This window comes from Pseudomonas sp. SWRI111 (assembly GCF_014268555.1).
GTDB classification, from domain to species: domain Bacteria; phylum Pseudomonadota; class Gammaproteobacteria; order Pseudomonadales; family Pseudomonadaceae; genus Aquipseudomonas; species Aquipseudomonas hamedanensis.
Genome location: NZ_JABWQQ010000002.1, coordinates 309,018 through 325,683, shown reverse-complemented (window position 1 = coordinate 325,683; position 16,666 = coordinate 309,018). Strand labels below are relative to the sequence as shown.

15 protein-coding genes are annotated in these 16,666 nt (G+C 60.6%); 9 read left to right on the top strand and 6 right to left on the bottom strand.

Going from position 1 to position 16,666, the window contains the following annotated elements; translation table 11 throughout:
• Positions 1-55: 55 nt before the first annotated feature.
• From fmt to HU755_RS04990, 4 genes are all read left to right on the top strand, one after another.
• Positions 56-1,015, top strand: coding sequence for a methionyl-tRNA formyltransferase (gene fmt, locus HU755_RS05005; RefSeq protein ID WP_186630802.1), 960 nt, complete (start codon positions 56-58; stop codon positions 1,013-1,015).
• Positions 1,012-2,322 carry a 16S rRNA (cytosine(967)-C(5))-methyltransferase RsmB gene (rsmB, locus tag HU755_RS05000; RefSeq protein ID WP_186630801.1) on the top strand — a complete coding sequence of 437 codons (1,311 nt, stop codon included), beginning with the start codon at positions 1,012-1,014 and terminating at the stop codon, positions 2,320-2,322. Before fmt ends, rsmB begins: the two co-directional genes overlap by 4 nt.
• Positions 2,323-2,344: 22 nt before the next feature.
• Positions 2,345-3,721, top strand: a complete 1,377-nt coding sequence (trkA, locus tag HU755_RS04995; protein ID WP_186546234.1) for a Trk system potassium transporter TrkA — start codon at positions 2,345-2,347, stop codon at positions 3,719-3,721.
• Positions 3,722-3,872: 151 nt separating this feature from the next.
• A complete protein-coding gene (locus HU755_RS04990) occupies positions 3,873-4,187 on the top strand; it encodes a tetratricopeptide repeat protein (protein ID WP_186630800.1) in 315 nt (104 codons plus the stop codon).
• A 1-nt stretch (position 4,188) separates the two neighbouring features.
• Here HU755_RS04990 and HU755_RS04985 read toward each other — a convergent pair whose 3' ends face one another.
• The 3 genes from HU755_RS04985 to tag all read right to left on the bottom strand — a co-directional run bounded on the left by HU755_RS04985 (position 4,189) and on the right by tag (position 5,996).
• The gene (locus HU755_RS04985; RefSeq protein WP_186630799.1) at positions 4,189-4,428 is read right to left on the bottom strand and encodes a PilZ domain-containing protein; all 240 of its coding nucleotides are present in this window, start codon (positions 4,426-4,428) and stop codon (positions 4,189-4,191) included.
• An 82-nt stretch (positions 4,429-4,510) separates the two neighbouring features.
• Positions 4,511-5,398 carry a lysophospholipid acyltransferase gene (locus HU755_RS04980; RefSeq protein ID WP_083367454.1) on the bottom strand — a complete coding sequence of 296 codons (888 nt, stop codon included), beginning with the start codon at positions 5,396-5,398 and terminating at the stop codon, positions 4,511-4,513.
• A 40-nt stretch (positions 5,399-5,438) separates the two neighbouring features.
• Positions 5,439-5,996, bottom strand: coding sequence for a DNA-3-methyladenine glycosylase I (gene tag / locus HU755_RS04975; RefSeq protein WP_186546231.1), 558 nt, complete (start codon positions 5,994-5,996; stop codon positions 5,439-5,441).
• Between the two features lie 81 nt (positions 5,997-6,077).
• On the opposite strand from tag, the gene glyQ reads away from it, so the two are divergent.
• The 4 genes from glyQ (at position 6,078) to HU755_RS04955 (ending at position 10,488) form a co-directional block, all read left to right on the top strand.
• The gene (glyQ, locus tag HU755_RS04970) at positions 6,078-7,031 is read left to right on the top strand and encodes a glycine--tRNA ligase subunit alpha (RefSeq protein ID WP_003187265.1); all 954 of its coding nucleotides are present in this window, start codon (positions 6,078-6,080) and stop codon (positions 7,029-7,031) included.
• On the top strand, positions 7,028-9,082 hold the full coding sequence (gene glyS / locus HU755_RS04965) for a glycine--tRNA ligase subunit beta (RefSeq protein WP_186630798.1): 2,055 nt from the start codon (positions 7,028-7,030) through the stop codon (positions 9,080-9,082). Before glyQ ends, glyS begins: the two co-directional genes overlap by 4 nt.
• Before the next feature lie 4 nt (positions 9,083-9,086).
• Positions 9,087-9,626: a D-glycero-beta-D-manno-heptose 1,7-bisphosphate 7-phosphatase gene (gene gmhB, locus HU755_RS04960; RefSeq protein ID WP_186630797.1), complete on the top strand. Its 540-nt coding sequence runs from the start codon at positions 9,087-9,089 to the stop codon at positions 9,624-9,626.
• Between the two features lie 82 nt (positions 9,627-9,708).
• Entirely contained in the window at positions 9,709-10,488 is a 780-nt protein-coding gene (locus HU755_RS04955; protein ID WP_186546228.1) for a 1-acyl-sn-glycerol-3-phosphate acyltransferase, read from the top strand.
• 127 nt (positions 10,489-10,615) lie between these two features.
• Here HU755_RS04955 and HU755_RS04950 read toward each other — a convergent pair whose 3' ends face one another.
• Positions 10,616-12,148 carry a HAMP domain-containing sensor histidine kinase gene (locus HU755_RS04950; RefSeq protein ID WP_186630796.1) on the bottom strand — a complete coding sequence of 511 codons (1,533 nt, stop codon included), beginning with the start codon at positions 12,146-12,148 and terminating at the stop codon, positions 10,616-10,618.
• Between the two features lie 167 nt (positions 12,149-12,315).
• Between HU755_RS04950 and HU755_RS04945 the strand changes: the two genes are divergently transcribed.
• Positions 12,316-13,035, top strand: a complete 720-nt coding sequence (locus HU755_RS04945; RefSeq protein WP_186630795.1) for a response regulator transcription factor — start codon at positions 12,316-12,318, stop codon at positions 13,033-13,035.
• 103 nt (positions 13,036-13,138) lie between these two features.
• On the opposite strand, the gene gyrB is transcribed toward HU755_RS04945, so the two are convergent.
• Positions 13,139-15,556, bottom strand: coding sequence for a DNA topoisomerase (ATP-hydrolyzing) subunit B (gene gyrB / locus HU755_RS04940; RefSeq protein WP_186630794.1), 2,418 nt, complete (start codon positions 15,554-15,556; stop codon positions 13,139-13,141).
• Positions 15,557-15,561: 5 nt separating this feature from the next.
• Positions 15,562-16,665 carry a DNA replication/repair protein RecF gene (gene recF, locus HU755_RS04935; protein WP_186630793.1) on the bottom strand — a complete coding sequence of 368 codons (1,104 nt, stop codon included), beginning with the start codon at positions 16,663-16,665 and terminating at the stop codon, positions 15,562-15,564.
• Position 16,666: the final 1 nt, after the last annotated feature.

The window sequence follows — 16,666 nt, the reverse complement described above, 5'->3', positions numbered from 1 at the left end:
CCCCTCTTCAAAGGCTTGCTGCGGCAAGCCTTTTTCTTTTTGTGAGACGCCTTTCATGACTGAGCCATTGCGCATCGTATTTGCCGGCACCCCGGAATTCGCCGCCGAACACCTCAAGGCCCTGCTGAGCAGCCCTTACGAGATCGTTGCGGTCTACACCCAACCGGATCGCCCGGCCGGTCGTGGACAAAAACTGATGCCGAGCCCGGTCAAACAGCTGGCCCTGGAAAACCATATCCAGGTGTTGCAGCCACCGACGCTGCGCAACGCTGACGCTCAGGCTGAACTGGCCGCGCTGAAACCAGACCTTATGGTGGTGGTCGCCTACGGCCTGATCCTGCCGCAAGCGGTGCTGGATATTCCGCGTCTGGGCTGCATCAACAGCCATGCGTCCCTGCTGCCGCGCTGGCGCGGTGCGGCGCCGATCCAGCGCGCCGTCGAACACGGCGATGCCGAAAGCGGCGTGACCGTGATGCGCATGGAGGCCGGTCTCGATACCGGACCGATGCTGCTCAAGGTCGTCACCCCGATCAGCGCCGAAGACACCGGCGGCACGTTGCATGATCGACTTGCCGAAATGGGGCCGCCCGCCGTGGTGCAAGCGATTGCCGGGCTGGCTGCCGGCACGCTGGAAGGTGAGGTGCAGAACGACGAACTCGCCACCTATGCGCACAAACTGAACAAAGACGAAGCGCGTATTGACTGGAGCCGTCCGGCAGTTGAACTCGAACGTCTGGTGCGCGCCTTCAACCCTTGGCCGATCACCCACAGCACCCTCAACGGTGAAGCACTGAAAGTGCTGGCAGCGACGCTCGCCGAAGGCAAAGGCGCACCGGGTGAAATACTCAGCGCCAGCAAGGACGGCCTGATCGTCGCTTGCGGCGAACAGGCGCTGTGCCTGACCCGCCTGCAACTGCCCGGCGGCAAGGCACTGAACTTCAGCGACCTGTTCAACAGCCGCCGCGAGAAATTTGCCGTCGGCACCGTGCTGGGTAAAGCGGTGGACGCACAATGAATCCGCGTCTGGCTGCCGCCAAGGCACTCGCCGCCGTGCTCAGTGGCAAAGCTTCGCTGAACAGCTCCCTGCCGACACAACTGGACAAGGTTGAAGATCGTGACCGTGGCTTCACCCAGGACCTGGCCTTCGGCACTGCGCGCTGGCAGCCACGGTTGTCGGCGCTGGCGGAAAAGCTTTTGCAAAAGCCGTTCAAAGCCGCCGACGCCGATGTCGAGGCGCTGCTGCTGGTCGGTCTCTACCAATTGCTCTACACCCGCGTTCCGGCCCACGCCGCCATCGGCGAAACCGTCGGTTGCGCCGACAAGCTGAAAAAACCATGGGCTAAAGGTTTGCTCAACGCGGTGCTGCGCAATGCCCAACGCGAAAGCGAAACCATCTTTGCCGAGCTGGAACGCGACCCGGTGGTGCGCACTGCCCATCCTCGTTGGCTGCAAAAATCCCTGAAAGCATTCTGGCCGGAGCAGTGGGAAGCCATCTGCGAGGCCAACAATGCGCATCCGCCGATGATTCTGCGGGTCAACCGCCGTCATCACAGCCGCGACGCCTACCTCGCCCTGCTGGGCGAAGCCGGGATCGCCGCAACGCCGTGCGTGTACAGCCGCGACGGTATTGTCCTCGAAGCCGCTGCCGACGTGCGCAGCCTGCCGGGCTTCGCCGAAGGCTGGCTCAGCGTGCAGGACGAAGCCGCGCAACTGGCCGCCGACCTGCTCGACCTGGCGCCGGGCCAGCGGGTGCTCGACGCCTGCTGCGCGCCCGGCGGCAAGACTTGCCACATCCTCGAAGCCGAACCGGCGCTGGCCGGCGTGGTGGCGGTGGATCTGGAAGCCAAGCGCCTGGTGCGCGTAAAGGAAAACCTTGAACGCCTCGGCCTCAGCGCTGAACTGATCGCCGCCGACGGTCGTGATATCGATAAATGGTGGGACGGCAAACCGTTCCAGCGCATCCTGCTCGATGCGCCTTGCTCGGCCACCGGCGTGATCCGTCGGCATCCGGACATCAAACTGACCCGTCAGCCCGACGACATCGTCGCGCTCGCGCAACTGCAAGGCGAACTGCTCGACGCGATGTGGAAAACCCTTGAAGTCGGCGGCGTCCTGCTCTACGCCACTTGCTCGACGTTGCCGACCGAGAACACCGAAGTGATTGCCGCGTTCCTTGAACGCACGCCGGGCGCCCGCGAACTCGATCTGGCTACTGCGGCGGGCATCAAGCAGCCCCACGGTCGCCAGTTGCTGGCCCAGCAGGGTGGGCATGACGGGTTCTACTACGCCAAGCTGATCAAGATCGCTGCCGCGCGCGGCTAAACAGATTCGATGGAGTGACTGGATGAAAATCATCATCCTCGGTGCGGGACAGGTCGGCGGTTCGCTGGCCGAACATCTGGCCAGCGAGGCCAACGACATCACCGTGGTCGACACCGACGGCGAACGCTTGCGCGACCTTGGCGACCGCCTCGACATCCGCACGGTGCAGGGCCGCGGCTCACTGCCGTCGGTGCTGCGCCAGGCCGGTGCCGACGACGCCGACATGCTGGTGGCCGTGACCAACAGCGACGAGACCAACATGGTCGCCTGCCAGGTCGCCCACACGCTGTTCCACACGCCGACCAAGATTGCCCGGGTGCGCGAGGCCTCCTACCTCAATCGCGAGGAACAACTGTTCCAGAACGAAGCGATTCCAGTCGATGTGCTGATCAGCCCCGAGCAGGTCGTGACCAATTACATCAAGCGCCTGATCCAGCATCCCGGCGCCTTGCAGGTGATCGACTTCGCTGAAGGCGCGGCGCAACTGGTGGCGGTGCGCGCCTATTACGGCGGGCCGCTGGTGGGTCAGCAACTGCGCCAGTTGCGCGAACACATGCCGAACGTCGAAACCCGCGTGGCAGCGATTTTCCGTCGCGACCGGCCGATCCTGCCGCAGGGCGACACGGTGATCGAGGCCGACGACGAAGTGTTCTTCATCGCCGCCCGTGAGGACATTCGAGCGGTAATGAGCGAGATGCGCCGCCTCGATGAAACCTATAAACGCATTGTCATTGCCGGCGGTGGGCAGATCGGTGAGCGCCTGGCCGAAGCCATCGAAAGCCGCTATCAGGTAAAAATCATCGAGATGAGCCCGGCGCGCTGTCGCTACCTCTCCGACACCCTCGACAGCACCGTGGTGTTGCAGGGCAGCGCCTCGGACCGTGATTTGCTGCTGGAAGAAAACATCGCCGACGCCGATATTTTCCTCGCCCTGACCAACGATGACGAAGCCAACATCATGTCGTCGCTGCTGGCCAAACGGCTGGGGGCGAAGAAGGTCATGACGATTATCAACAACCCGGCCTATGTCGATCTGATCCAGGGCGGCGACATCGATATCGCCATCAGCCCGCAATTGGCGACCATCGGCACCTTGCTCGCCCACGTCCGTCGCGGCGACATCGTCAGCGTGCACTCATTGCGCCGTGGTGCGGCGGAAGCCATCGAGGCGATTGCCCACGGTGATTCGAAATCGAGCAAGGTCATCGGCAAACCGATCGAGAAGATCGGCCTGCCGCCAGGCACGACCATCGGCGCGGTGATCCGCAACGAACAAGTGATCATCGCCCACGACGACACGGTGATCGAAGCGGGCGACCATGTGATTTTGTTCCTTGTGGATAAAAAGCATATCCGCGATGTGGAGAAGCTGTTTCATGTGGGGTTGAGCTTTTTCTGACCTGAAGACAACGTTGCCCGTGATGGCCCTTTCGCGAGCAGGCTCGCTCCCACATTTGAAATGCGGTCCCCCTGTGGGAGCGAGCCTGCTCGCGAAGGCTGCCTCACTGGTTAGAAGACCGTCCTGACGATCAATAGAAAGGGATCCGCTGATGCTCGAATCTTTGGAAAAAATGCTCGCCAAGGGTGTGGATAACTCACTGCTGCGCTTCGGCCTGGGCAAGGGCTATCTGGATCAGGGCGAGCACGCCAAGGCTGCCGAACATTTCCAGCGCTGCGTCACGTTCGACCCAAAATACTCGGCGGCGTGGAAGCTGCTGGGCAAGGCGCACTTGGCGCTGGGCGACCACGCGGCGGCGCGTCAGGCCTGGGAGCACGGTCTGGAAGCGGCCCGCGCCCATGGCGACAAGCAGACAGAGAAAGAAATGACGGTGTTTCTGAAGAAGCTCGAGCGTCAGGCGCCTTGATCTACAAATAGCGCAGGCCGATGCCCTCGGCGTCTACGCTGATCACTTCCATGCGCACGCTCGGCGCGCCTGAGGGTAAGTCCTGAACCTGACCGTAGACCACCGCGCCTTTGGGCAATGACGCCAGTTTCGGATGCTGAACGTAGACCCCGGTCGGTGACAGGTTGCGCGTCTGCCCCAGGCATTCGCCGAAGCTGTCGTGGGTGATCTTGATGCGAAACGATTTGCGGTGTTCGGACATCTGCTGCGCCCTTGAATGAACGATTGTGGATAACCTCGCCAATGAGGTTATCCACAGACCATGCCAATCCCGTCGAATCTGTTCAGTACCAGCGTGCCTCACCCGGCGGACGTTTCTTGAAGCGTTTCATGCTCCACATGTACTGGCTCGGGTACGCCGCCACGTAACGCTCCACGACCTTACTCATGGCCGCGCAGGATTCAGCGGTATCCGTGCTGTACATGGCTTCGGGGGCCGCTTCGAGAATCACTTTGTAGCCTGAACCGTCCGGCAGGCGCAGGGCATGCAGAAACACACCGACCGCTTTGCCGCCGGCCAACATGTTCGGGACGAATTTGCTGGTCAGCGCTTGCGTGGCAAAGAACGGCACGAAGATCCCGGCGGATTCGGCCGGTTCCGGGTCGGCGGGAATACCCACTGCACCACCTTTGCGCACTTCCTTGATGACGCTGAGAATGCCTTCCTTGGTGGAGGCGGCGACCTTGTTGCCCAGTTGCACGCGCTGCTTGCGCAACAATTCATCCACAGCCTTGAGCTTGGGCGGGCGATAGAAAATGATCGGTTTGCACTGGCTGCAATAGAAGTGGTTGAGCACTTCCCAGTTGCCCAGATGGCTGGTGATGCCAACCACGCCTTTTCCCGAAGCCAGCGCATCCTTGAGGATGTCGAGGCCCTCGACTTCGCGCACCAGATCGATCGAACGCTGCGCCGGCCAGATCCACGCGCAGGCGCTTTCGGTCAACGACTTGCCGATGTCCTTCAGGCTCTGACCGACCAGACGCTCGCGTTCGGCCGGGTCCATCTGGGGAAAACATTTGGCGAGGTTGATCCGCACCACATCGCGGGAACGGTTGGGGGTTTTCCACATGATCCAGCCGATCGCCGAACCCACGGCTTGCACGGCCCGCCATGGCAGCAGGGCAAACAGCCGCAGAGCGCCTACCAGCAAGGCGCCTTTAAACTTTTCCACAGGTCACTCCTGATCTTGTGCGGTGCGCGAGGCGGCCATTCTAACCGCCGTTGGCGAGCTGCGCGTAGCGGTCGCAGTCTTGCGTGTGGTCCATGACCATGCCCGAGGCCTGCATCAGCGCGTAGCAAATGGTCGGGCCGACGAACGTGAAACCGGCTTTTTTCAGCGCTTTGCTCATCGCCAGCGCTTCAGCGGTGATCGCCGGGACTTCGCTGCGATCCTTGAAATGATTGATGATCGGTCGGTCGCCAGTGAACGACCAGAGCAACGCCACCGGATCCTCCAGCGCCAGCCACGCCTGGGCATTGCGCCGGGCGGCGTTGAGTTTCAGGCGATTGCGGATGATGCCCGGATCGAGCATGAGTTCGTCGATCTCGGCGTCGCTCATCTGCGCCACGCGCTGCACGTCGAAGCCGAACAGCACTTCACGATAACGCTCGCGTTTGCGCAGCACCGTGATCCACGACAGCCCGGCCTGGAACCCTTCGAGCAAAAGCAACTCGAACAAACCCTGCGCATCGCGTAGCGGCGTGCCCCACTCCTGATCGTGATAAGCCATGTACAGCGGATCTTCGGTACACCAAAAGCAGCGTGGCATAAGGCTCCAGGGGGCGTGCGCAGCAACGAATCGGGTATACTCCCGCTCTTTAAATCGCAGCCCAAGAAACAGGTGAATTTCGTGAGCCAGCCTACGCCAGCCGTGCGTACCTTCCAAGACTTGATCCTCGCGCTCCAGCAATACTGGGCCGAGCAAGGTTGTGTGGTACTTCAGCCCTACGATATGGAAGTAGGCGCCGGCACTTTCCACACCGCGACCTTCCTGCGCGCCATCGGCCCGGAAACCTGGAACGCCGCCTACGTGCAGCCAAGCCGCCGTCCGACTGACGGCCGTTATGGTGAAAACCCGAACCGTCTGCAGCACTACTATCAATTCCAGGTCGTGCTCAAGCCAAACCCGGACAACTTCCAGGAGCTGTACCTGGGCTCGCTCAAGCATGTCGGCCTCGACCCGCTGGTCCACGACATCCGCTTCGTTGAAGACAACTGGGAATCGCCGACCCTCGGCGCCTGGGGTCTGGGCTGGGAAGTCTGGCTCAATGGCATGGAAGTCACTCAGTTCACTTACTTCCAGCAGGCCGGCGGCATCGAGTGCTACCCGGTAACCGGCGAGATCACCTACGGTCTCGAGCGTTTGGCCATGTATCTGCAAGGCGTGGACTCGGTCTACGACCTGGTCTGGGCTGACGGTCCGTTCGGCAAGGTCACCTACGGCGACGTGTTCCACCAGAACGAAGTGGAGCAGTCCACTTACAACTTCGAACACGCCAACGTCGACAAACTGTTCGAACTGTTCGACTTCTATGAAAGCGAAGCCAAGCGCCTGATCGAACTCGACCAGCCGTTGCCGTTGCCGAGCTATGAAATGGTTCTGAAGGCCTCGCACACCTTCAATCTGCTGGATGCGCGCCGGGCGATCTCGGTGACCGCGCGTCAGCAATACATTCTGCGCGTGCGCACCCTGGCGCGTTCCGTTGCGCAAGCCTACCTGCTGGCGCGCGCCAAGCTGGGCTTCCCGATGGCGACCCCGGACCTGCGTGACGAAGTACTGGCCAAGCTGGAGGCTGCACAATGAGTGCGCAAGATTTTCTGGTTGAACTGGGCACCGAAGAACTGCCACCCAAAGCCCTGAACACTTTGGCTGAAGCGTTCCTCGCCGGTATCGACAAGGGCCTGCAAGCCGCCGGCCTGAGCTACGGAAGCAAAACCGTTTACGCCGCGCCGCGTCGTCTGGCCGTGCTGATCACAGCGCTGGACACCCAGCAGCCGGATCGCAGCATCAACCTCGACGGCCCGCCACGTCAGGCCGCGTTCGACGCCGAAGGCAATCCGACCCAGGCCGCCCTGGGCTTTGCCAAGAAGTGCGGCGTCGAGCTGAGCGAAATCGACCAGAGCGGGCCAAAACTGCGCTACAGCCAGAACATCGCCGGCAAGCCGACCGCGAGCCTGCTGCCGACCATCGTCGAAGATTCGCTGAACGACCTGCCGATCCCGAAACGCATGCGTTGGGGTGCGCGCAAGGAAGAGTTCGTGCGTCCGACCCAGTGGCTGGTAATGCTGCTCGGCGACCAGGTCATCGACTGCACGATCCTCGCGCAGAAGGCTGGTCGTGATTCCCGTGGGCACCGCTTCCACCATCCGGAATCCGTGCGCATCGGTTCGCCGTCGAGCTACCTCGCCGATCTGCGTGCCGCCTACGTGCTGGCCGACGCCAACGAGCGTCGCGAGATCATCAGCAAGCGCACCGAAGAACTGGCCACGCGCCAGGAAGGTACCGCGATCGTGCCGCCGGCGCTGCTCGATGAAGTGACTGCACTGGTTGAATGGCCGGTGCCGCTGGTGTGCTCGTTCGAGGAACGCTTCCTCGACGTGCCGCAGGAAGCCCTGATCACCACCATGCAGGACAACCAGAAGTATTTCTGCCTGCTGGATGCCGACGGCAAGTTGCTGCCACGTTTCATCACTGTGGCCAACATCGAAAGCAAAGACCCGCAGCAGATCATCGCCGGTAACGAGAAAGTGGTGCGCCCACGCCTGACCGACGCTGAGTTCTTCTTCAAGCAAGACAAGAAGCAGAAGCTCGAAGACTTCAACCTGCGCCTGCAGAACGTGGTGTTTCAGGAAAAACTCGGCAGCGTCTACGACAAGGCCGAGCGCGTGTCGAAACTGGCGGCGTACATTGCCGCACGCATTGGCGGCAACGCTTCCTGGGCCGCCCGCGCGGGCCTGCTGTCGAAGTGCGACCTGGCCACCGAAATGGTCGGCGAGTTCCCGGAGATGCAAGGTGTCGCCGGCTACTACTACGCGCTGAATGACAACGAGCCGCAAGACGTTGCGCTGGCGCTGAACGAGCAGTACATGCCACGTGGCGCGGGTGCTGAACTGCCGGCAACGCTGACCGGTGCGGCCGTCGCGATCGCCGACAAGCTCGATACCCTGGTCGGCATCTTCGGTATCGGCATGTTGCCAACCGGCAGCAAAGACCCGTATGCCCTGCGCCGTGCCGCCCTCGGCGTGCTGCGCATCCTGATCGAGAAACAACTGGATCTGGACCTGAACGACGCCGTCGCCTTCGCCGTGAATGCGTTCGGCAGCAAGGTCAAGGCTGCCGGTCTCAACGAGTCCGTGCTGGAATTCATCTTCGACCGTCTGCGTGCGCGTTACGAAGACGAAGGCGTCGATGTTGCCACCTACCTGTCGGTACGTGCCCTGAAGCCGGGCTCGGCGCTGGACTTCGACCAGCGCGTGCAAGCGGTGCAGGCGTTCCGCAAACTGCCGGAAGCGGCAGCGTTGGCGGCGGTGAACAAGCGCGTGTCGAACCTGTTGAGCAAAGTCGAAGGCTCGGTACCGACCGTGGTCGAGGCCAAATACTTCGACAACGCCAACGAGTTCTCGCTGTATTCGGCGATCCAGCAAGCGGATCAGGCCGTGCAGCCGATGGCCGCGGCGCGTCAGTACAACGAATCGCTGGCGCGCCTGGCGGCGCTGCGTGAGCCGGTGGACGCGTTCTTCGACGCGGTGATGGTCAATGCCGACGACGCCAAAGTGCGGGCCAACCGTTACGCGCTGCTGGCGCGTCTGCGCGGTCTGTTCCTCGGCGTTGCCGACATCTCGCTGCTGGGTTGAGGGATTGCTGGTGAAACTGCTGATTCTCGATCGGGACGGAGTCATCAATTTCGACTCCGACGCTTACATCAAGTCGGTAGAGGAGTGGATTCCGCTGCCCGGCTCGATCGAAGCGATTGCGCAGTTAAGCAAGGCCGGCTGGACGGTGGCGGTGGCCACCAACCAGTCGGGCATTGCTCGCGGCTATTACGACCTCGCCACCCTCGAGGCCATGCACGTGCGCTTGCGCGAACTGGTCGCGGAACAGGGCGGCGAAGTCGGGCTGATCGTGTATTGCCCGCATGGTCCGGACGAGGGTTGCGATTGCCGCAAGCCGAAACCTGGGATGCTGAAAACCATCGCCGAGCATTACACCGTGCCATTGACCAACGTCTGGTTCGTGGGTGATAGCCTTGGTGACCTGGAGGCTGCCAAAGCCGTCGATTCACAGCCAGTTCTGGTGAAGACCGGGAAAGGCGCAAAGACTCAGGGCAAACCCCTGCCGGTTGGCACTCTGATTTTTGACGATCTGGCGGCGGTTGCCGCAGAACTTATCCACAAATAGAGTATTTCCGATTTCCTGACCAGGGATTGATCGGGAGTGCGCTTGAACAGTCGGGCATTGACCCGTAACGGTAAACGTCACTATGTCGATACTGCGGGCCATCAGGATTTTTCTCTTTTACCTGCTGCTGGGCACCACTTCCCTGCTGTGGTGCACTTTGAGTTTTTTTATCGCGCCTTTTCTTTCGTTCAAGGCGCGTTATCGTTTTATCAACGTGTACTGGTGCCGCTGCGCCTTGTGGTTGACCAAGGTATTTCTCGGTATCCGCTACGAAATCAAAGGCGCGGAAAACGTGCCAGACCGGCCCTGCGTGATTCAATCGAACCACCAGAGCACCTGGGAGACCTTTTTTCTCTCCGCTTATTTCTCGCCATTGAGCCAGGTGCTCAAGCGCGAATTGCTCTATGTACCATTCTTCGGCTGGGCCATGGCCATGCTGCGACCGATTGCGATCGACCGGGACAACCCGAAAGCCGCGCTCAAGCAAGTGGCGGCCAAGGGTGACGAGCTGCTCAAGGACAATGTCTGGGTGTTGATCTTCCCTGAAGGCACGCGCGTTCCTTTTGGCACTGTCGGCAAATTCTCACGCAGTGGCAGCGCATTGGCGGTGAATGCGGCGCTTCCGGTACTGCCGATTGCACACAATGCCGGCAAGTTCTGGCCGAAAATCGGTTGGGGCAAGAAGTCCGGCGTGATTACCGTGGTCATCGGTGAACCGATGTACGCCGAAGGCACGGGTCCTCGTGCCATCGCCGAGTTGAACGACCGTGTGCAAGCGTGGAACGAAAAAACCCAGCGCGAAATGGGCTCGTTGCCAGCGGCCCCACAAGCCCCGGCTGCAACCGACCAGTTGGCTGTCTGAGATTTGTGGATAACCTGTGTACGGTTTTCTCTATAACGCCCGTAATCAAGACTTAACTATTTGATTTTTCTATATATTTCTTGAACGACTAAAGCGCCGCAAAAGGTGCATAAGTTTTTTGCGCTCGTCATTCGGCGACCAATGGCAGGCCGAGTCGAAACGTCGTCCCGTGATTAACCACGCTATGGCATTCAATCGTGCCGCCATGGTGATCGACCACAGCCTTGACCATCGACAGGCCCAAGCCGACGCCGTCGATGCCCTGCGCGGAAGAAAAACGCCGATACTGGCTGAACAGATCGGGCAACTCGTCGGCGGCGATGCCTTTGCCCTGATCCGTCAATTCGCAACACAGCCAGTCCTTTTCGCAGCTGACGCGCAATTCAATCGATGTCTCTGCCGGACTGTACTTGATCGCGTTTTCCAGCAGGTTAAACAACGCTCGGGTCAATAAGCCTTGATCCGCCATGATCAGCCGCTCCTGGCAGGCCTCATCAAGATCATGAAGCAGTTCGATGCGTTTCTGCCGAGCGATGGGCATCGCCTGGTCGAATACATCCAGCACCAGCATGGCGAACAGACTTGGCTGGAACTGATAGGCCTCGGACTCGGCCCTCGCCAGCAAGACAAAGCCATCGGTGAGTTCCAGCGCCCGGCGCACTTGACGCTCAATCTGCTCGAACAGCGGCGCGTCGGTGCCGGCCTCATGTCGATGCACATCCAGCAGCGCAAGAATCGCTGAATGCGGGGCACGCAAATCATGGGAAAGAAAGCGCAACAAAACCCCACGCTGCTCTTCGGCTGCGCGCTCGGCGCTCAGGTCGGTGAGGCTGAGCAACCAGCCGATCGGGGTGTCGCCGTCCACCGGCAGCAATGCTGCACGTTCCAGGCGCAGGCTTCGTTCGCGCAGGTCACGAAACTCAAGCAGGGGCAGGGCCGACAAGGCAGGGCGCGCACCTGTGGACAAGTCGGGATAGCCGAGCCGCGCCAGTTGTTCGAGAATGCCATCGCCCACCAATTCGCTGTCGAAGAGCTGCCGGGCCTTGCGATTGCCCAAAAGGATCTGCCCCTTCGGGTCACTGATCAGCGTCGCCACGGGCAAGTACTCCAGGCCATCGGCGATGAAGCGACGCGTATCGCGCGTGCGGCTCATGGCTTGTTCAAGGGCCATGATCTGTCCTTGCAACCGATCAGCGCCGGTAAATTGTGTGCGTCGGCGTTCGGGGAACACTTTGGGTTCGCTGTCCAGCCGCGCCAGTTCCCAACCAAAATAGGTCAGTACCACGCTCAGGCGCCGCCAGTTCCAGATCAGATAACCAAACAACATGCCCAGCACAGCCGGTGTCGGCGACCACCAGCGCTGTATTTCGGCCAGACCGGCGCTGGCCGCCAGCGCACCGGCCATGCCGGTCAGGGTGATCCACAACGCCAGGCGTGGACGCCACAGCAACAGCCCGAGCACACAGGCGACCAGCCCTGCCGAGAACAACGCTCCGATGATGGGCGCTATATCCCGCAGGTTGACCTGCGCGCGATACGACAACAGTGCAGTCAGCGGCAACAGCACTAGACTTATCCACAACCACTCGCGCACCAATTGCCGAAACAATCGCTGAACTTGGCTGGGCTCGCGGCTTTCACGTCGGCGCGGGTTAGACATGGCAAACAGGGCAGGGCAGTGGGAATGGTTTCATGGGCCACAGGTCAGAGACGTAGACCCAGGAATCATAGCGGACGTCGACCAATGTCGGGCTGCGGACTTTCATCGCGTTGATCGAGCGACTATCGTGCGAGACTCACCGCCCAAGCAACAAGGAATCGTCACCCATGCGCGTTGCCATTCTGGACGACGAGCCCGCCGAGTTACGGCGGGTCGAGCAAACCCTGCAGCAAATTGCCGATGCCGACGGACAGGTCTGGTCGCTGCACAGTTTCGAACGCGGCGAAGACCTGCTGCGTCAGCTGCGCAGGGAGACCTTCGACTTGCTGATCCTCGACTGGCAACTGCCCGACCTCACCGGCCTTGCGCTGCTGCGCTGGACTCGCGAACACATGGAAGCGCCCCCGGCGGCGATCATGCTCACCAGTCGCGATGGCGAAAACGATATCGTTCAGGCGTTGAATGCGGGTGCCGATGATTACGTCAGCAAGCCGTTTCGACCCAATGAACTGAAGGCCCGGGTGGCTGCCGTTTTGCGTCGGCACAGCCAGCAACGCACCGCCAGCGCCGAAGTGCTGAGCATTAATGACCTGACGTTTGACGATGCCGAGCTGACCGTAACCCGCGAGGGCAAGCCGATCGTCATGACCGAACGCGAGTACCGACTGGCCCGCTGCCTGTTCAGTAATCTGGGGCGGCCGTTGTCGCGGGATTATCTGTATGAGCGGTTCTGGCCGCACGAAGAAATGGCGTCGTCGAGACCGCTGGATACGCATATCTACCGCTTGCGCAACAAACTGGGGTTGACGGCTGATCGCGGTTGGCAGTTATTGACGATCTATGGGTATGGGTATCGATTGGAGAGTGTGGCGGGAGCTGCCGAATAACGCGACAGGACGCAGGCTGGGCAACGCTGGCACAACTGCGATCTTTTGATCCGCCAACAAAAAGGCCAACGCAATGCGTTGGCCTTTTTTTATGCAACCCTGATCAGAAATCCAGGTTGGAAACCGCCAGCGCATTGCTCTCGATGAAGTCCCGGCGAGGTTCGACCGCATCACCCATCAGGGTGTTGAAGATCTGGTCTGCGCCGATGGCGTCTTCGATGGTGACCTTCAGCATGCGACGCACGCTTGGGTCCATGGTGGTTTCCCACAGCTGATCCGGGTTCATTTCGCCCAGACCTTTGTATCGCTGGATAGTGTGGCGCTTGGTGCTTTCGGCCATCAGCCAGTCCAGGGCTTCCTTGAACTCGGTGACGGCTTTCTTGCGCTCGCCACGCTGGATGTACGCGCCTTCGTCGAGCAGGGTGCTCAGTTGCGCGCCAAGCGTAACAACGGTTTTGTAATCGTTGCTGCCGAAGAAGTCGCGGTTGAAGGTGACGTAGTTCGACAGGCCGTGGGAGATCAGTTCGACCTCTGGCAGCCATACGCCACGTTCACGGTCCTCGCGCAGGCTGGCCTTGTAGACCAGACCCGACTTCTCGTTGGTGCGCAGGCGTACTTCGTACTGGGCCAGCCACTCTTGCATCGCCGCGTGGTCGCCAAGCTTTTCAAGACTGACGGCCGGCAGGTAGATGAAGTGTTCGGTCAGTTCCTGCGGGTACAGACGCGACAGACGCTTGAGGGTCTTCATCACCATGCGGAAATCGTTCACCAGACGTTCCAGCGCTTCACCGGAAATGCCCGGAGCGTCTTCGTTCAGGTGCAGGCTCGCATCTTCCAGGGCCGACTGCGTCATGTACTCTTCCATGGCGTCGTCGTCTTTGATGTATTGCTCTTGCTTGCCTTTCTTGACCTTGTACAGCGGCGGCTGGGCGATGTAGATGTAGCCGCGCTCGATCAGCTCCGGCAACTGACGGAAGAAGAAGGTCAGCAGCAGGGTACGGATGTGCGAACCGTCGACGTCAGCATCGGTCATGATGATGATGTTGTGATAACGCAGCTTGTCGATGTTGTACTCTTCGCGGCCGATGCCACAGCCCAGCGCGGTGATCAGCGTGCCCACTTCCTGGGACGAGATCATCTTGTCGAAACGGGCTTTCTCGACGTTGAGGATCTTGCCCTTCAACGGCAGGATCGCCTGGGTCTTGCGGTTACGTCCCTGCTTGGCAGAGCCGCCCGCGGAGTCACCTTCCACCAGGTACAGTTCGGACAGCGCCGGGTCTTTTTCCTGGCAGTCAGCGAGCTTGCCCGGCAGGCCGGCGATGTCCAGCGCGCCTTTGCGGCGGGTCATCTCACGGGCCTTGCGCGCGGCTTCACGGGCACGGGCGGCGTCGATCATCTTGCCGACGACCAGCTTGGCTTCGTTGGGGTTTTCCAGGAGGAAGTCGGAGAAGTACTTGCCCATTTCCTGTTCGACCGCGGTCTTCACTTCGGAAGACACCAGCTTGTCCTTGGTCTGCGAGCTGAACTTCGGATCCGGCACCTTCACCGAAATGATCGCGGTCAGGCCTTCGCGGGCATCGTCACCGGTGGTGGCGACCTTGTGCTTCTTCGCCAGGCCTTCCTGCTCGATGTAGTTATTGAGGTTACGCGTCAGCGCCGAACGGAAGCCCACCAGGTGGGTGCCGCCGTCGCGCTGCGGAATGTTGTTGGTGAAGCACAACAGGTTCTCGTTGAAGCTGTCGTTCCACTGCAGGGCGATTTCCACGCCGATGCCGTCTTCGCGCTGGATGTTGAAGTGGAACACCTGGTTGACCGGGGTCTTGTTGGTGTTCAGGTACTCAACGAACGCACGCAGGCCGCCTTCGTATTTGAACAGCTCTTCCTTGCCGCTGCGTTCGTCCTTGAGGACGATGCCGACACCGGAATTGAGGAAGGACAGTTCACGAATTCGCTTGGCGAGGATGTCCCAGCTGAAGTGAATGTTCTTGAAGGTCTCGCTGGAAGCCTTGAAGTGAATCTGCGTACCGGTGGTCTCGCTGTCGCCAACGATGGCCATCGGAGCCTGAGGCACGCCGTGGACGTAGGTCTGTTCCCAGATCTTGCCGCTGCGGCGAACGGTCAGTACCAGCTGTTCCGACAACGCGTTCACTACCGACACACCTACACCGTGCAGACCGCCAGAAACCTTGTAGGAGTTGTCGTCGAACTTACCGCCCGCGTGGAGGACGGTCATGATGACCTCGGCGGCAGAAACGCCTTCCTCTTTGTGCACGTCTACCGGGATGCCACGACCGTTGTCTTTAACGGTGATGGACTCGTCCGGATGGATGATGATGCTGATGTCGTCGCAATGGCCGGCGAGGGCTTCGTCGATCGAGTTGTCGACCACCTCGAACACCATATGGTGCAGACCGCTGCCATCATCGGTGTCACCAATGTACATACCGGGACGTTTGCGTACGGCATCCAGGCCTTTCAGCACTTTAATGCTCGTTGAGTCGTACGTATTTTCTTCGCTCAATGCCTTCACTCCCGATGGTCGTGGGTCTGGGTGATACGGCCCTGTTCCACGTGGAACAGAGCGACTGGCGTTTCCGTCTGCCAGCCTTCCCTCAATAATTCGTGATCTACACAGGTGATGAAAACCTGGCAGCGTAAGTCTTCCAGCAAGCGGCACAGCGCGCGGCGGTGACCCTCGTCCAGCTCGGACGGCAAGTCATCCACCAGATAAATACACTGACCGCGGCGAGCCTGGCTGACCAGATGCCCTTGGGCAATCCGCAGTGCACAGACCACCAACTTTTGCTGACCCCGCGACAAGATGTCCGCGGCGTTGTGTGCGCCCAATCTGAGACGCAAATCAGCCCGTTGCGGTCCGGCTTGGGTATGGCCCATTTGCTGATCCCGTTGTACGGAACCGGCGAGCACGGCGCTCAATTCCCGGTCTTTGTCCCAGCCTCGGTAATAGCTGAGCGTCAAACCCTCGAGCTCAACCAGTTCGCTCAAGGTCTGTTCGAAGACCGGTTTCAAGGCTGTGATGTAAGCGCGGCGGTATTCATCGATTTCAGCGCTGGCCTGGCACAGTTCCCTGTCCCAAACCGCTTGCGAAACGGCGTCAAGTGTACCATGCCGCAGCCAGGAGTTTCTCTGGCGCAAGGCCTTCTGCAAACGCTGCCAGGTTGCCATGAAACGCGGTTCGACGTGGAACACGCCCCAGTCGAGAAACTGCCGGCGAATCTTCGGCGCTCCTTCCAGCAGACGAAAGCTGTCCGGGTTGATCAACTGCAGCGGCAGGATCTCCGCCAACTGCGCAGCGCTACGGGCATTCTGGCCGTCGATGCGGATCTGGAATTCGCCCTGACGGTCGCGGGAAATCCCCAACGCGCTATGCCTGCCCTCAGCCAGTTCAACCTGGCCGAATACGGTGCAAGCCAATTGTTCGTACTGGATGACCGGCAACAGCCGCGTGCTACGAAACGAACGGGCAAGCCCCAGCAGGTGTATGGCTTCCAGAACACTGGTTTTGCCGCTGCCGTTGGCGCCGTAAAGAATATTGATGCGGGGAGAGGGGGAGAAGGTCACCGGGTGCAGATTGCGCACCGCGGTGACCGAAACACGACTTAAGGACATC

Bases quoted from the DNA above. Each gene is read 5' to 3' on its own strand.
- HU755_RS04955 (WP_186546228.1), top strand. From the start codon at position 9,709: ATGTCGATACTGCGGGCCATCAGGATTTTTCTCTTTTACCTGCTGCTG.
- fmt (WP_186630802.1), top strand. From the start codon at position 56: ATGACTGAGCCATTGCGCATCGTATTTGCCGGCACCCCGGAATTCGCC.
- rsmB (WP_186630801.1), top strand. From the start codon at position 1,012: ATGAATCCGCGTCTGGCTGCCGCCAAGGCACTCGCCGCCGTGCTCAGT.
- HU755_RS04985 (WP_186630799.1), bottom strand. From the start codon at position 4,428: ATGTCCGAACACCGCAAATCGTTTCGCATCAAGATCACCCACGACAGC.
- glyS (WP_186630798.1), top strand. From the start codon at position 7,028: ATGAGTGCGCAAGATTTTCTGGTTGAACTGGGCACCGAAGAACTGCCA.
- tag (WP_186546231.1), bottom strand. From the start codon at position 5,996: ATGCCACGCTGCTTTTGGTGTACCGAAGATCCGCTGTACATGGCTTAT.
- HU755_RS04950 (WP_186630796.1), bottom strand. From the start codon at position 12,148: ATGTCTAACCCGCGCCGACGTGAAAGCCGCGAGCCCAGCCAAGTTCAG.
- HU755_RS04990 (WP_186630800.1), top strand. From the start codon at position 3,873: ATGCTCGAATCTTTGGAAAAAATGCTCGCCAAGGGTGTGGATAACTCA.
- HU755_RS04945 (WP_186630795.1), top strand. From the start codon at position 12,316: ATGCGCGTTGCCATTCTGGACGACGAGCCCGCCGAGTTACGGCGGGTC.
- recF (WP_186630793.1), bottom strand. From the start codon at position 16,665: ATGTCCTTAAGTCGTGTTTCGGTCACCGCGGTGCGCAATCTGCACCCG.
- trkA (WP_186546234.1), top strand. From the start codon at position 2,345: ATGAAAATCATCATCCTCGGTGCGGGACAGGTCGGCGGTTCGCTGGCC.